This is a genomic window from Salininema proteolyticum, assembly GCF_042685645.1.
Lineage (GTDB): Bacteria > Actinomycetota > Actinomycetes > Mycobacteriales > Micromonosporaceae > Salininema > Salininema proteolyticum.
In genome coordinates, this window is record NZ_JBHUNX010000001.1 from 2,512,753 (window position 1) to 2,527,521 (window position 14,769).

A 14,769-nucleotide genomic window follows, 5' to 3' on the forward strand; every position below is an offset into this window, starting at 1 on the left:
ATAAACTCGAGCGAGGGGGAAGACCATGACTTTGGAGGGCAAGGTCGCTCTGGTGGCCGGGGCGACGCGCGGAGCGGGGCGCGGCATCGCCGTCGAGCTCGGCGCGGCGGGGGCGACGGTGTACGTCACCGGCCGCACCACGCGTGAGCACGCGTCGGAGTACGGGCGGGCCGAGACGATCGAGGAGACCGCCGAGCTGGTCGAGGAGGCGGGTGGGACCGGTATCGCGGTGCCGACCGACCACCTCGTCCCCGAGCAGGTCCGGGCGCTGGTCGACCGGGTCCGGGAGGAGCGGGGTCGTCTGGACGTGCTCGTCAACGACGTCTGGGGCGGGGAGAAGCTCTTCGAGTTCGACAAGCCGGTGTGGGAGCACGATCTGGACAACGGCCTGCGCCTGCTGCGCCTGGGGATCGACACGCACCTCATCACGGCCCACTACGCGCTCCCGCTGCTCCTCGAGCGCCCCGGCGGGCTCCTGGTGGAGATGACGGACGGGACGGCGGAGTATAACGCCGCCCACTACCGGAACAATCCCTTCTACGACCTGGTGAAAACGGCGGTGAACCGCATGGGCTGGTCGCACGGAAGGGATATGGAGGAGCACGGGGCGACGTCGGTGTCCCTGACCCCGGGCTGGCTGCGGTCGGAGATGATGCTCGAGGGCTTCGGGGTGAGCGAGGAGAACTGGCGCGACGCCTGCGAACGGGTGCCCCACTTCGCGATCTCGGAGTCCCCGCGTTTCGTCGGCCGGGCCGTGGCGGCACTGGCCGGCGACCCGGACCGGGCGCGGTGGAACGGCGAGTCGTTGTCGAGCGGAGGCTTGGCGAGGGAGTACGGGTTCACGGACGTGGACGGTTCGCGGCCGGACGCTTGGCGGTACATCGTGGAGGTCGCGGGCGAGGGAAGGCCGGCCGACACCGCCGGGTACCGCTGATCCGGGTCCCTCAGTTCCGCTCCGGCGGATCGGGGAAGGGCGGTATCCAGATCTCCTCGATGTACTGGGGCCGCACCTGGGGAGGCTGCGGCGCGGGATGGATCTGCGGTTCCGGCGCCGGGGCGGGAGGGGCCGACGGGAACTCGGCCGTCCGGGCGATGACGGTGCGCATGGTCGCCTCGGAGAAGGGGGCGTGCGCGGCGGCCTCGTCAGCGGTGATGAGCCCGGTCCGCACCTCGTGGGCCAGGCGCGCGGCCTCGGCGAAGTCGCGGGCCTGGCGGCGCGCCCACCAGTAGTCCTGCGGGTCGCCGTGGCCGGGCACGACGTGCTGCGGTTTCCAGGAGAGCAGGTAGTCGGCGACGGCGGCCCACTGCTGGGGGTGGGCGTCGCTGAAGGAGGGGTCGGCGCCGGCCTCGAAGAGGTCTCCGGCGAAGAGCACCGAGGCGTCGGAGACCTCGACGACGGCGTCGTTGTCGGAGTGGGCGAAGCCGGCCTGGCGGAGGACGACGGTGCGTCCGCCGAGGTCGACGGGAACGGTGCCGACGAGGGGCGAGTTGGGCGGGACGAGCCGGGTGCGTCCGAGTCGGCGGGCCTTGTCGGCTTCGCCGTCCTTGCGGTAGCGGACGGAGAGTTTCTCGCGTTCCAGGCGGCCCCGGGAGAGGTAGGTGTCGACGGCGCCGACGGCCCAGACCTTGGTCTCGCCGAAGGCCTCGGTGCCGAACCAGTGGTCGTAGTGGTCGTGGGTGTAGACCACCTGCCAGGGCAGGGGCGTGATCTCTCGGACGGCCCGGGCGAACTCGTAGCCGTGCTCGGAGTCCACGCCCGTGTCGATGACCAGACAGGAGTGGTCGCCGACGACGAGCCCGAGGGAGAGGTCGAGGGCGGAGGTCCGCCAGACCCATACGCCGGAGGCCAATTCCGTCCATGTGCTCATGGAACGATTTTAGCCGAGGTCAACTCACGCCCAGGAAGCGAAGCGAGGCGGTGACGAAGGCCGCCGTCAGGATGACGACGGCGAACGGCGCCCGGAACCAGGCGGCCACTCCCCCGACGATGACGCCGATCGGCAGGGCCCATCCGGCGAAGTCCTTCCCGGAGAAGACGATCGAGGTAACGACGAGGGAGGCGATGACGGCGGTGGCGGCGATCTTGAGCAGTTTCTCCGCCCGATCGGAGAGGGTGAGCCTGTCGCGGAGGACGGCGCCGGAGGCCTTGAGCGCGTAGGTTCCCGCGGCGAGGGCGAGGATGGCGGGGATCATACGGTCTCCTTCTCGGTGGTGCGTTCGCGGCCGGATTCGAGGAAGTAGGCGACGACGACGCCGGCGAGGGCGAGGAGGACGGGCACTCCGGCGGGGAGGTAGGGCGTGGCGGCGAGGGCGAAGGCCGCGCCGACGACGGAGGCGACGAGGGTGGCCTTGTCGCGGAGGTTGGTGAGGATGAGGGCCAGCAGCGCGGCGGGCATGGCGGCGTCGAGCCCGAAGGCGTTGGGGTCGTCGATGAACGCGCCCCCGAAGGCGCCGAGGAGCGTGCCGACGTTCCAGGAGAGGTAGAAGCTCAGGCCCAGCGTCCAGAAGCCGACGCGGGCCTCGTCTCCGTCGCGGGCCTTGAGCGCGTAGGCGGTCGATTCGTCGATGAGGAAGACCGGCCCGAGGAGGGTGGCGAAGACGCCCTTGCGCCAGAAGATGTCGCCCACGGCCAGGCCGTAGGGCAGGTGCCGGGCGTTGAGGACGAGGCCGGCGGCGACGGCGAGGACGGCGCTTCCGGTGGCGCCGATGGAGACGACGGCGAACTGGGAGGCCCCGGCGAAGACGGTGAGGCTCATCAGGCTCGCCTCGTACCAGGCGAGGCCGCTGGAGGTGGCGATGGCGCCGAAGGAGACGCCTATGATCGCCGAGCCGATCACCAGTGGAATGATCTGTTGGAAGACCGAGCGACTGAACACCGCTCAATGGTAGGGACGGCGGGTCGGCGGCGGCCACCGCTTTTCCGCCCCGTGGAATTCCGCACTCCGGCACGGAGAAGGGCGGCCGCTCGCGCGGCCGCCCTTGACGTTCGGAGGTGCTAGACCTCGTAGTACAGGTCGAACTCGTGCGGGGTCGGACGCAGGCGGAACGTGTCGATCTCGTTCTCGCGCTTGTAGGAGATCCAGGACTCGATCAGGTCCTCGGTGAACACGCCGCCCTCGGTGAGGTAGTCGTGGTCGGCCTCGAGGTTGTCGATGACCTTGTCGAGCGAGTCGGGCACCTGGGCGATGTCCGCGGCCTCCTCGGGGGCCAGCTCGTAGAGGTCCTTGTCGACCGGGGCCGGCGGCTCGATCTTGTTCTTGACGCCGTCGAGGCCGGCCATCATCATGGCGGACAGGGCCAGGTACGGGTTGGCCGACGGGTCCGGGACGCGGAACTCGACGCGCTTGGCCTTGGCGTTGGTGCCGGTGACCGGGATGCGCGTGCAGGCGGAGCGGTTGCGCTGCGAGTAGACCAGGTTCACCGGGGCCTCGTAGCCGGGCACGAGGCGGCGGTAGGAGTTGATCGACGGGTTGGTGAACGCCAGGAGGCTCGGGGCGTGCTTGAGCAGGCCGCCGATGTAGTAGCGCGCGGTGTCGGAAAGGCCGCCGTAGCCGGACTCGTCGTAGAACAGCGGCTCGCCGCCGAGCCACAGGGACTGGTGGGTGTGCATGCCGGAGCCGTTGTCGCCGAAGAGCGGCTTGGGCATGAAGGTGACGGTCTTGTTCGCCCGGGTCGCGGTGTTCTTGACGATGTACTTGAACAGCTGGACCTGGTCGGCGGAGTTCAGGAGGGTCGAGAACCGGTAGTTGATCTCGGCCTGGCCGGCGGTGCCGACCTCGTGGTGGGCGCGCTCGATGGAGAGGCCGGCGTCGGTCAGGTTGGTGACCATCTGGTCGCGCAGGTCGGCGAAGTGGTCGACCGGGCCGACGGGGAAGTAGCCGCCCTTGTGGCGGGGCTTGTAGCCGAGGTTGCCGCCCTCTTCGACCGCGCCGGTGTTCCAGGCGCCCTCGACGGAGTCGATGTGGTAGAAGGACTCCTGGGCCTTGGTGTCGAAGCGGATCGAGTCGAAGATGTAGAACTCGGCCTCGGTGCCGAAGTAGGCGGTGTCGGCGATGCCGGTGGAGGCGAGGTACTTCTCGGCCTTCTTGGCCACGTTGCGGGGGTCGCGGCTGTAGGGCTCGCGGGTGAACGGGTCGTGGATGAAGAAGTTGAGGACCAGGGTCTTCTGAGCGCGGAACGGGTCGATGTAGGCGCTGGTCACGTCGGGCAGGAGGAGCATGTCGGACTCGTGGATCTCCTGGAACCCGCGGATGGAGGAGCCGTCGAAGGCCAGTCCCTCGGCCATGGCGTCCTCGTCGAAGCCGGCGGCGGGGATGTTGAAGTGCTGCATCACGCCGGGAAGGTCGCAGAAGCGGACGTCGATGAAGACGACGTCGTTCTCGCGGACGTAGGCGATGAGTTCTTCGGGGCTGGTGAACATGGCCGTCCCTCTCGGTAGGTTTTCAGTCTTGACCGCTGTACTGCCGAACAGCTTAATCGGAATCCGTTTCCCGGGGGTAAAGGTTTGTTTCAACTTTGTTAAATCCGCGGGGTGACCGACCTGTAGCGTGTCGTACTCGGCCGGGACGCGCCATGGTGAGGCGTGCCGCACCTCTTAGACTGGTGGGCGTGTCTTCCTCTTCCACTCCCCTGGCCTCGGTCAGCGCCCGCTTCGTCCACGTGGTGATCGACTGGCTCCTGTGCCTGGTTCCGATCAAGATCCTCCAGTACACCGGGGCACTGGACGTGCTGCCGAACATCTCCCTGGGCGGCGTCACGGCCGGCCCCTCGGCCTACACGGCGGTCCTGTTCTGGATCTACACGGCCGTCATGCTGACGGCCTCGACTCGGACGTTCGGGATGAAGTGGATGGGCATCGAGTGCATCTCGGCGGAGGACTCCCGTCCGATCGGCTTCGGCCGCGCCCTCCTGCGGGCCATCCTGACCTCGCTGGTGCTGCCGGCGGTGCCGGCGCTGTTCGACCAGTACGGGCGCGGACTGCACGACCGGGCCGCCGGCTCGGTCATGGTGCAGGCCGTGAAGGACTCGTAACCGCCCGGTACCTTAGTACCTGCTGATCCTCTTGACCAGCGTCATCGACGGGATGATCCGGGCCCCCTCGCGGCGGGAGCGCTCCTGGACCTCTTGGTCGTTGGAGACGACGACGACCGGCCGCCCCTCCGGCTCGGCGCGGGCGAGGTCCACCACGACGTCGTCGGCGATCCGGCCCTTCGCGGAGAAGAGCACGCGCACCCCCCGGGCGGAGGGCGCCGCCCCGAAGACGGGGTCCGAACCGTCGAAGACCACGGTGATCTCGGCGTTCTTCTGCCCCGCCAGCAGCCCCAGCCCCCGCACGAGCCGCTCGCGCTGCTGTTCGAGCGTGAGGCTGTCCTTCCACGCGGTGAGCGTGACGTTGTACCCGTCGACGATCAGGTGCGGCTGGGGCAGGTCCAGCAGCTCGTCGAGGTGCGCCGGATCGTGGGAGTCGAGGCCCCGGGCGCGAGCGGCGATGGTCTCCGGTTCGGCGCCCTTCTCCGCCGCGACATAGTCGCCCGGACGCGTCTCGGCGGGGTCCAGGCCCAGTTCGCGGCGGATGCCGGCGGCGGTGCCCGAGAGCGTCTCCAGCAGGAGCCACATGCGGGTGGAGCCCAGGCGCTTGTCCTCGCGCTCGTGCTGTTTCAGCTCTGCCAATTCGGTCCGCACGGAGGCCAGCTCGGCCTCGTGCCGGCGCCGCTCGGCCTTGCGCTCCTTGCCGACCTGCTTCATCCGGCCCTTCTCGGCGGCGACGTCGCTGCGGAGCTTCTCCGTCTCCCCGGTGAGGTCGGTGACCGCCTGGTGCAGCGTCCGGACCTGCTGGTGCAGGTCGGCGGCGGCCTTGCGCTGGTCGGCGAGGGCGTCGCGGAGCCTGGTGTTCTCCTTCTCCAGGCGTTCGACCTGGCCGTCGGGGACGGGGGCGGGAGCGGGGGGCTCTGGTTTGGCGCGGTTCTCGGCCTCCAGCGCGGCGACGGCGGCGGCCGCGGTGTCGCGCCATCCGTCGGGTTGGAGGAGATAGGAGAGGGCTGCGGCGAGCGCGGGCTCGGTGAGGACCGGCGGGTCGCCGTCGACGAAGCGGCGGACCAGTTCGTCTCCGGAGCCGGAGACGACGCCGCCGGCCTTTTCGCGGAACTCGGGGTTGACCTCGAGTTCGCGGATGATGGCCGTGGAGCCCAGTTTGACGCGTTTGGGCTGGTTGAACTTGATGAATTTGCGCAGTGGCGGGGGCACTTCGGCGGGGCCCATGGCCGGCAGGGTGGACGCGGCGAGGTCGACTATGCGTCGGCGCGCGGGCTCGGGCAGGAAGAGCGGCGAGGCGGGGTCCGTGGTTTCTTCGCTCATGGGCGGCCCTCGGATGCGGAGTGGCGCACGACCGTCACCGGTTCGTCGCGTCGCGTAGTGAAGGCTGCCATGCCTATAGTCTGCCACTGTGGGGCATTGCCGTACCAGGCAGGTTCGGGAGAGTACCGAGTAGCCTGAGACTCGCCGCCACGGCGTGTCGTACCAGGGAGTATGGTTTCGAATAAGGTAGTGGTCGGCCGACGGAGGGGGTAGTTCTCACCATGGGGAGGACGCTGCTGGTCACCAATGACTTCCCGCCGCGGTACGGCGGGATCGAGTCGTTCGTGTACGGGTTGGCGGAGCGGTTGGACCCGCGGGAACTGATCGTGTACACCTCCGCCGGGAATGGCGCGGCGGAGTTCGACCGCGCCCAGGACTTCACGGTGGTGCGCGACGAGGCCGAGGTGCTGCTCCCCACCCGGCGCGTCCGGAAGCGGGCCGCTCAGCTGGCCCGGGACCACGGCTGCGACACTCTCTGGTTCGGTGCGGCGGCCCCGCTGGGCCTGATCGCCGGGCACGTGAAGCGCCGCTCGCCGGTCGAGCGCGCGGTGGCGCTCACCCACGGGCACGAGGCCGGGTGGGCCCGCCTGCCGGTGGCGCGGGGGATGCTGCAGCGCATCGCGCGCGATATAGACGTCATGACCTATCTGGGCGACTACACCTTCAAGCGGTTGTCCCCGGCGGTGGGCGACCGGACGAGCCTGCGCCGGCTGGCCTTCGGTATCGACCTGGAGCGGTTCGGCCCCGCCGTGGACGGGAGCGCGGTGCGCGCCGAGTGGAATATCGGCGGTCGGCCGCTGGTGGTGTGCGTGTCCCGCCTGGTGCCGAGGAAGGGCCAGGACCGGCTCATCAGGGCCTTGCGCACGGTGCGGGCGGAGGTTCCCGGCGCCCGCCTGATGATCGTCGGAGAGGGGCCGCGCGAACCGGCCCTCCGGGCGCTGGCGGCGGAGGCGGGCGTGGAGCACGCCGTGGTCTTCACCGGCGGGGTGGAGGTCGATCGGCTGCCGGAGTACTACGCCGCGGCCGACGTGTTCGCCATGCCCTGCTTCAGCCGCTGGAGCGAGTTCGACGTCGAGGGACTCGGTGCGGTGTTCCTGGAGGCCGCCGCCTCGGGAAGGCCCGTGGTCGCCGGTGATTCGGGTGGCGCCCCCGAGGCCGTCGTGGACGGCGGTACGGGATTCGTCGTCGGAGACGAGCACGCCCTGGCGAACCGGCTGACCGAGCTCCTGTCGGACCCGGCGAAGGCGGCCGAGCTGGGCGCGCGGGGACGCGAGTGGACGGAGGACCAGTGGAGCTGGGAAGTGCAGGCGGAGCGGTTCCGGCGGCTCCTGCGCGGCGAGGAGCACTCCGCCCCGGTGGCCGCCGCGAAGCAGGCCTAGACCGGGGACCGCTCGTTCCGGGCGGCTCCGCCGATCGGGGAGTTCTCAGAACTTGGGCTGGTCGGGCGCTTCCAACAGGCCGAGCTTGAGGGCCGTCATGAGAGCCTGGGCGCGGTTGCCGGCGCCGAGCTTCTCGTAGAGCTTGGAGATGTGGGTCTTGGCCGTCGACTCGGAGACGAAGAGCTGCTTGGCGATCCCGGCGACGGAGTGGCCGTCGGCGAGCAGTTTGAGCACCTGGGACTCGCGCGGGGAGAGCTGCGGACCGGAGGGCGTCAGGCGGCGCTGCATGGCCGCGGCGAGGTCGGCGGCGGAGAAGGCCGTCGGGTTGGAGGAGGCGTGGCGGGCCGCGGCCACGACGTCGGCGGCCGGGGCGCTCTTGGGGACGAAGGCGCTGGCGCCGGCGTCAAGGGCGCCGAAGAGCTGGTCGTCGCCCGCGTACATGGTGAGCACGACGATGCCCATGTGCGGGTGGGCCTTGCGGAGCTTGCGAGTGGCGTCGAGGCCCGAGCCGTCGGGCAGGCGCAGGTCCATGATGACGACGTTGGGCTGCATGCGGGTGCCCAGGCGGAGGGCGTCGGCGATGGTGTCGGCCTCGCCGATGACGGTGAAGTCGGGGTCCTTGTCGAAGGCGTGCCGCAGGCCCTTGCGGATGAGGTCGTGGTCGTCCACGAGGAGGACTGAAATCTGGCTGGCTGGGTCCTGGGCGGCCTCGGCGCTCATCGTGCTCATTCTCCTTCTGACGGTCTCACTGCGGAATCCGGCGGGTGGCCTGCTTCCCCTACCACTCTAGGGGATCTCGGCCCCGGCATCGGCGTTCCCCGTTCCGGGCCGGGCTGAGGCGTTCAACACGACGGCGACCGTTGTCCCGTGCGGCTCACGGGGACGGATCTCGAGAGACCCCCGGATCCGTTCGGCGCGTTCGGACATGATCGCCAGTCCGTAGCGGCCCTCGGGCGCGTCGCCCCCCAGTCCCTGGCCGTCGTCGGTCACTTCGATCCTGGCGTACGGAGGGTCGACCTCGCAGGTGACCCACAGGTTCTGGGCCCGCGCGTGCTTTCTGGCGTTGGTGACCGCCTCTTGGGCTATGCGCAGCAGTTCCGCCTCTGTCCCGGCAGGCAGTCGCGCTCCGCCCTCGTCCAGTGACAAATGTACCCGCAGGCCCGCGCTGGAGCCAACAGCTCGAGCGTAGTCGGCGATGGCGGAGGTCAGGCCGCCCTTGCGGTCGACGTTGGACCTGAGCTCGAAGAGGCTGAAGCGCAGCTCGGTGACCAGGCGGGTGACCTCGGAACGCAGCTCCTCCAACTGGGAGGAGGCCTCGGAGGCGCCCTCGGGCAGGTCCGACATGGCGTTGTCTATCCCGTAGCCGAGCATGGCCAGCTCCTGGGCGATGCCGTCGTGGATCTCGCGGGCCAGCCTCTGGCGCTCCTCGGTGGTCGCCATGGAGCGGACCTCCTCGAACAGGAGCGCCGTCTCCAGGCGCAGCCCCGCCCCGCGGGTGGCGTCGTCGATCTGCGGGATGAGGACGGGGGTGACGGCGGCCGGCTCGTCCGACTCCAGGGCCACCAGCGCGACGGTGCGGCCCTCGGCGACCAGCGGGTACACCATGGACGACACGGCTCCGGAGGAGGAGCGGGAGAGGGGCAGCTGGCCCGTCTGCGGCTTCTGGCCGGCCCAGGCGTCGGCCATCATCGTGTTCATCTGCGGGGAGGTCTCCCAGTCGGCGCGCTCGGGGTTGTGCTCGGCGAGCACGACCATGCGCCGGCCCGAGGAGGCGGCGAGGACGGCCACGCGGTCGACGGCCTCCACCTCGGCCACCGAGTCGACGATCTCCGAGGCGATGCCGCCGGGGTCGAGGGTGGATCCGGGCAGCTGGCGGGCGACCACGCGCAGCTGGGTGAGCAGCGCGGCGGCCTCCTCGTAGGGGCGTTCGGCGTCCTCGGAGCGGGAGAGGTGCACGTGCCCGAGCCAGCTGGCCACGAGTGCGGCGACGAAGGCGAAGGCCAGGGCGGAGGCGGCGGCGACCAGGTACTCGTCGCGCAGCGCGGGGATGATGTAGGGCACCTGCGCGCCCAGGACGGCGGCGGCGAAGACCGAGAGGAGGATCGACTCGATCGGCCACTTCTGGATCCGCTGCGGCCCGAGGTTCGCGGTGAGGGCGGCGGCGGCCATGGGGGCCATGAGGTAGGGCAGGACCCACCCGGGTTCGGGGGTCGACCAGGAGGCGAGGAGGACGACGGTGACCTCGGCGAAGCGTCCGAGGAGGGCGAGGCGGTGCCGGGGCTGCACGAGGAAGGAGACCGACGCGGCCAGGGCGAGGACGAGGGCCCAGGGCAGGACGGCGACGGGCGGGGCGATGACCAGTCCGAGGACCGTCACCAGCGCCAGCAGGGGGATCCTGAGCCAGAGTGCGCGGGATCGCCAGTGCCTGGTGCCTTCGCTCTGGCTCGGGTCTTCCATTCGCTCGCCGGGTCCTTCCGTCGGTCGGGACCTCCGGCCGCGGTCCGCCGGTCGCGGCGCGGGCCGGCGCGCGGTGCGCCGGCCCGGAACGCGTTGGCGCGCGGCCTAGTTCTTATTCTGCGCGTAGAGGTCGTCGATTATCTTTTCATATTTTTTCACGACGACGTGCCTTTTCACACTCATCTTGGGGGTGAGTTCGCCCGACTCCTCGGAGAAGACGTGAGGCAGCACCGCGAAGCGCTTGATGCCCTCGGCCTTGGAGACGGTGGTGTTGGCCTGGTCGACCGACTTCTGGACGTCGGCGAGGAGGTCGGCGTTGTCCACCATGTCCTCCAGCGGCGTCTCGCGGTCGAGCCCGTGGCGCTCCAGCCAGTCGGGCAGCGAGTCGGTGTCGAGGGTGACGAGCGCGGCGATGTAGTGGCGCCCGTCGCCGATGACGGTGGAGCAGGCGACGATCGGGTTGGCGTCGATGACCTTCTCCAGACCGGAGGGGGCGACGTTCTTGCCGCCGGAGGTCACGATGATCTCCTTCTTGCGGCCGGTGATCGTCACGAAGCCGTCGTCGTCGATCTCGGCGAGGTCGCCGGTGTGGAACCAGCCCTCGGGGTCGATCGCGTCGGAGGTCGCCTCGTCGTTGTTCCAGTAGCCTTCGAAGATCTGGGGCCCCTTGGCCAGCAGCTCCCCGTCCTCGGCCACCCGGAGGCTGGTGCCGGGCGTGGGGCGCCCGATGGTGCCGACCTTGATGGCGTTGGTGAGGTTGAGGCTCAGGACCGGGGAGGTCTCGGTGAGGCCGTAGCCCTCGTAGATGGTGATGCCGACGCCGCGGAAGAAGTGGCCGAGCTCGGCGCCGAGCGGAGCCCCGCCGGAGACGGCGGCGGTGCACTCCCCGCCGACGGCGGCGCGCAGCTTGGAGTAGACGAGCATGTCCCACAGCTTGTGGCGCAGCTTCAGCCCGATGCCGGGGCCGCCGGGCCTCTCGAGGGCCCGCGAGTACTCCTTGGCGCAGGCGGCGGCCTTGTCGAAGAGCTTCTCCTTGCCTCCGTCCACGGCCTTCTGGCGGGCCCCGTTGAAGACCTTCTCGAAGACCCGGGGGATGGCGAGCAGGACGGTCGGCTTGAAGACCGGCATGATCTGGGTGAGCTTGTTGCGGTCGGGGACGTGGCCCATGGTGAAGCGGCCCTCGACACCGGCCAGCTGCACGATGCGGGCGAGGACGTGGGCGAGGGGCAGGAACATGAGCATCCGGGCCCCGTCGGAGAGGACGCCGGGGAGCTCCGCGGTGACGTTGCGGATGTCGGCCAGAAGGTTCTTGTGGGTGAGCATGCAGCCCTTGGCGCGGCCGGTGGTGCCGGAGGTGTAGATGATGGTGGCCAGGTCGTCGGCGTTGCGGATCTGGCGAGTGCGGTCGATGTCGGCCTCGGAGTCGGCCCCGAGCTCGGTCAGCTCGGCGACGGCGCCCTTCCCCTCGTCGATGGTCCAGATCGTGTCGAGTCCCTCGACCAGCCCGGTGACCATGTCGCGGTGCTGCCCGGTCTCCACGAACACGGCCTTGACCCCGGAGTCGGAGAGGATCCACTCGGCCTGCTTCGCCGAGGAGCTCTCGTAGACGGGGACTGTGATGCCGCCGGCGGCCCAGATCGAGTAGTCCAGCAGCGTCCACTCGTAGCGGGTCCTGGACAGCAGCCCCACGCGATCGCCGGGCTCGATGCCGGACTCGGCGAGGCCCTTGGCCACCCCGATCACCTCGTCGAGGAACTCTCTCGCCGTCACGGCGGTCCAGGTCTGTCCATCGTCGCGGGTGCGCTCGTAGAGGACGAAGTCCGGCTGCTCCTTCGCGAGCCGCCACAGCGAGGTGCAGGTGTTGTCCTCGGGGGCGACGTCCACGACTTCGGGGACAGAGAATTCGCGCATGGGCTGGCTCCGTTCATGGGCCGTTAACAACGGCGCTGTTATCATTCGTCAACTCGTAGTATGAGCCAACTTACCGGTGGAGCTGATCACGCCGCAAGCTGGTCCCCGCCGTCACCGAAGAATCTAAACCAATTCGTTATATTTGTGACTCGTGAGTAACATCCCCCCTACCACCTGATTAACCCGAAATGTATCGATAATTATTTATTAACATCGCCGACTTCGAACCGCTCGCGCGGCCCCGGCGAACTGTAAAGTTACTTCACCGAGTAGAGTTCCACGTGGTGCTCCCAACGTCGTGGGCCGCTATACAGGAGAATGAAACGGACGTGTCCGTCCCAGGAGTAAAGGAAAGACCAGTGAGCCTGACGATCGGCGTTGACATCGGGGGAACCAAAGTCGCCGCGGCGGTGGTGGACGAATCCGGCGAGATCCTGCGCAGCACCCGGCGCCCCACCCCCTCCCAGGACGGAGACGCGCTGGTGAAGGCGGTGTGCGAGTGCGTCGCCGAGCTGAGCGAGGCGCACGAGGTCACCTCGGTCGGCGTGGGCACCGCCGGCTGGATCTCCTCCGACCGCTCCACACTCCTCTACTCCCCCAACATGGGCATGCGCGACGTCCCGCTGCGCGAGATGATCCAGAAGAGCTGCGACCTCCCCGTCTACATCGAGAACGACGCCAACGTCGCCATGTGGGCCGAGTTCCGCTTCGGCGCGGCCAAGGAGGTCGACACCGCGGTGCTCTACACCGTCGGAACCGGCATCGGCGGCGCGCTCGTCGTCAGCGGCAAGATGGTCCGCGGAACCCACGGCACCGCCGGCGAGCTCGGGCACACCCGCGTCGTCCCCGACGGGCGCCGCTGCGGCTGCGGCCGCTGGGGATGCCTGGAGCAGTACGCTTCCGGCAACGCCCTGACCCTCCACGCGCAGGAGGCCGCGAAGTCCAACCCGCACGAGGCGGAGATCCTCCTCGACCTCGCCGGGGGCGACGCCGACCGGATCACCGGCTCCATGGTCACCGAGGCCGCCCGCCGCGGCGACCGGACCGCCCTGCGCGGCTTCAACTTCATCGGCCGCTTCCTCGGCAACGCGGTCGCCGACATCATCCAGGCCGTCGACCCCGGCGTCGTCCTGCTGGGCGGCGGAGTGGTCGACGCGGGGCCGTTCCTCATCGACCCGGTGCGCCGCTACTGCAACGACGGACTCGCCACCCGCCGCGAGACCCCCTACGCCGTCATCCGGCCCGCCTCCATGGGCCAGAACGCCGGCGTCATAGGCGCCGCCGACCTCGCCCGGGCCGAGGACGCCTGAGGACACGACGTGACAGCGGGGGCTCCCACCAGGGAGCCCCCGCTGTTTCACGCTTGCGGCCTCAGTCGCGCTTGTAGCCGACGACCAGCTCGGCGGCCAGCTGCTCGCAGAAGAGGCCGATGTCGGTGATGACCCCGGTGGCCTGGGCCGAGCCGCGGTCGGCCAGCTTGGTCACGGTGGCGGGGTTGATGTCCACGCTCACCAGCGGCACCTTGGCGGGCAGCAGGTTGCCCGTGGCGATCGAGTGCAGCATGGTGGCGACCATGATCGCGAAACCGACGCCCGGCAGGGCCGCGCGCATCGCCCGCTGCCCGTCGATCACGTCGGTGTGGACGTCCGGCAGGGGCCCGTCGTCGCGGACCGAGCCGACCAGGACGAACTCCTTGCCCTGCTTGACCATCGAGTGCATGATGCCCTGGCGCAGGACGCCGGACTCCACTGCCTCCGCGATGGACCCGCAGGCGCGGATCTTGTTGATGGCCCGGATGTGGTGCTCGTGCCCGTGCGGGACGCCGTGCCCGTGGGAGAGGTCGACGCCCAGGGAGGTCCCGTAGACGGCCGACTCGATGTCGTGGGCCGCCAGGGCGTTGCCCGCGAAGATGACGTCGACGTAGCCCTCCTCGATGAGGGCCTCCAGCGCCGGTGCGGCGCCGGTGTGGACGATGGCCGGACCGCCGACCCACAGGATCTTCTCGCCGCGCTCCTTGACCTCGCGCATCTGCTGGGCGATCTGCTTGACCTGCAGCGCCTGCGGCTTCTCCGACGAGGCGATCGAGGTCATGAACTCGAAGTCGCCCTGGTCCGAGCGGTCGTCCTTCAACGGCAGCACTTCGATGCCGGAGGACCCGCAGACGACCAGTTCGCCTTCGCGGACGTCCGAGACCGGCAGCGTCCAGGCGCGGTTCTTGTCGTCGGAGAGGATGATACCGCAGTCCATCTCCGGATTGTCCACGTCCACCGAGCGCCCGTCGACGCGGACGCGCGTGTCGAAGTTGGTGGTGGAGTAGAAGTCCTCGGGGAACACGCCGTCGGCCGGGGCCGGGCGGTAGGAGGCCGAGCCCGGCTCCAGGGGGTTGGCCCCGTGGGTCTGGAGGCGCATGACGATGCGCTGCACCTGCGCCTCGCTCTCGGCGGTGACCCGGATCTGCGAGTAGGACTCCTCGGTGTGGGTCTGCCCCACGTCGAGGCGCTCGATCACGTAGTCGCCGCTGTACTCGTTGATGTCGTCCAGAACGCGCGCGAAGATCCCTTGGTCTATGAGATGCCCGCGCAGCTCGACGGTGCGTGTGTAGATCACTGTACGTCCTTTGTATCGATGCGTCCCTGCCCAGGTAGCTTAACTCCGCGCCTCGGGGCAT

13 protein-coding genes are annotated in these 14,769 nt (G+C 69.6%); 4 read left to right on the forward strand and 9 right to left on the reverse strand.

From position 1 onward, the window contains the following. Positions 1–25 precede the first annotated feature (25 nt). Complete coding sequence (locus tag ACFTE1_RS11730; protein WP_380623084.1) at positions 26–934, forward strand: SDR family oxidoreductase; 909 nt, start codon at positions 26–28, stop codon at positions 932–934. Positions 935–944: 10 nt separating this feature from the next. Here the strand turns inward: ACFTE1_RS11730 and ACFTE1_RS11735 are convergent, their stop codons facing one another. The 4 genes from ACFTE1_RS11735 to glnA all read right to left on the reverse strand — a co-directional run bounded on the left by ACFTE1_RS11735 (position 945) and on the right by glnA (position 4,420). After that, positions 945–1,868 carry an MBL fold metallo-hydrolase gene (locus tag ACFTE1_RS11735; protein WP_380623081.1) on the reverse strand — a complete coding sequence of 308 codons (924 nt, stop codon included), beginning with the start codon at positions 1,866–1,868 and terminating at the stop codon, positions 945–947. A 19-nt stretch (positions 1,869–1,887) separates the two neighbouring features. Further along, a complete protein-coding gene (locus ACFTE1_RS11740) occupies positions 1,888–2,193 on the reverse strand; it encodes an AzlD domain-containing protein (protein ID WP_380623079.1) in 306 nt (101 codons plus the stop codon). After that, positions 2,190–2,876: an AzlC family ABC transporter permease gene (locus ACFTE1_RS11745; protein WP_380623077.1), complete on the reverse strand. Its 687-nt coding sequence runs from the start codon at positions 2,874–2,876 to the stop codon at positions 2,190–2,192. The genes ACFTE1_RS11740 and ACFTE1_RS11745 overlap by 4 nt, the downstream gene beginning before the upstream one ends. Before the next feature lie 119 nt (positions 2,877–2,995). Further along, entirely contained in the window at positions 2,996–4,420 is a 1,425-nt protein-coding gene (glnA, locus tag ACFTE1_RS11750; protein WP_380623075.1) for a type I glutamate--ammonia ligase, read from the reverse strand. Between the two features lie 188 nt (positions 4,421–4,608). Here glnA and ACFTE1_RS11755 point away from each other — a divergent pair, with 188 nt between their 5' ends. Further along, positions 4,609–5,031: an RDD family protein gene (locus ACFTE1_RS11755; protein WP_380623073.1), complete on the forward strand. Its 423-nt coding sequence runs from the start codon at positions 4,609–4,611 to the stop codon at positions 5,029–5,031. Positions 5,032–5,043: 12 nt separating this feature from the next. On the opposite strand, the gene ACFTE1_RS11760 is transcribed toward ACFTE1_RS11755, so the two are convergent. After that, entirely contained in the window at positions 5,044–6,354 is a 1,311-nt protein-coding gene (locus tag ACFTE1_RS11760; RefSeq protein ID WP_380623071.1) for an NYN domain-containing protein, read from the reverse strand. Positions 6,355–6,575: 221 nt separating this feature from the next. On the opposite strand from ACFTE1_RS11760, the gene ACFTE1_RS11765 reads away from it, so the two are divergent. Further along, complete coding sequence (locus ACFTE1_RS11765) at positions 6,576–7,733, forward strand: glycosyltransferase family 4 protein (RefSeq protein WP_380623069.1); 1,158 nt, start codon at positions 6,576–6,578, stop codon at positions 7,731–7,733. A gap of 45 nt (positions 7,734–7,778) precedes the next feature. Here the strand turns inward: ACFTE1_RS11765 and ACFTE1_RS11770 are convergent, their stop codons facing one another. From ACFTE1_RS11770 to ACFTE1_RS11780, 3 genes are all read right to left on the reverse strand, one after another. Then, on the reverse strand, positions 7,779–8,453 hold the full coding sequence (locus ACFTE1_RS11770; RefSeq protein WP_380623130.1) for a response regulator transcription factor: 675 nt from the start codon (positions 8,451–8,453) through the stop codon (positions 7,779–7,781). A 66-nt stretch (positions 8,454–8,519) separates the two neighbouring features. Beyond that, positions 8,520–10,190, reverse strand: a complete 1,671-nt coding sequence (locus ACFTE1_RS11775; protein WP_380762719.1) for a sensor histidine kinase — start codon at positions 10,188–10,190, stop codon at positions 8,520–8,522. Between the two features lie 105 nt (positions 10,191–10,295). Then, positions 10,296–12,101, reverse strand: coding sequence for an AMP-dependent synthetase/ligase (locus tag ACFTE1_RS11780; protein WP_380623064.1), 1,806 nt, complete (start codon positions 12,099–12,101; stop codon positions 10,296–10,298). A gap of 359 nt (positions 12,102–12,460) precedes the next feature. Here ACFTE1_RS11780 and ACFTE1_RS11785 point away from each other — a divergent pair, with 359 nt between their 5' ends. Then, a complete protein-coding gene (locus tag ACFTE1_RS11785) occupies positions 12,461–13,411 on the forward strand; it encodes an ROK family protein (RefSeq protein WP_380623062.1) in 951 nt (316 codons plus the stop codon). A gap of 61 nt (positions 13,412–13,472) precedes the next feature. On the opposite strand, the gene ACFTE1_RS11790 is transcribed toward ACFTE1_RS11785, so the two are convergent. Continuing rightward, positions 13,473–14,708 carry an ornithine cyclodeaminase gene (locus ACFTE1_RS11790; protein ID WP_380623060.1) on the reverse strand — a complete coding sequence of 412 codons (1,236 nt, stop codon included), beginning with the start codon at positions 14,706–14,708 and terminating at the stop codon, positions 13,473–13,475. Positions 14,709–14,769: the final 61 nt, after the last annotated feature.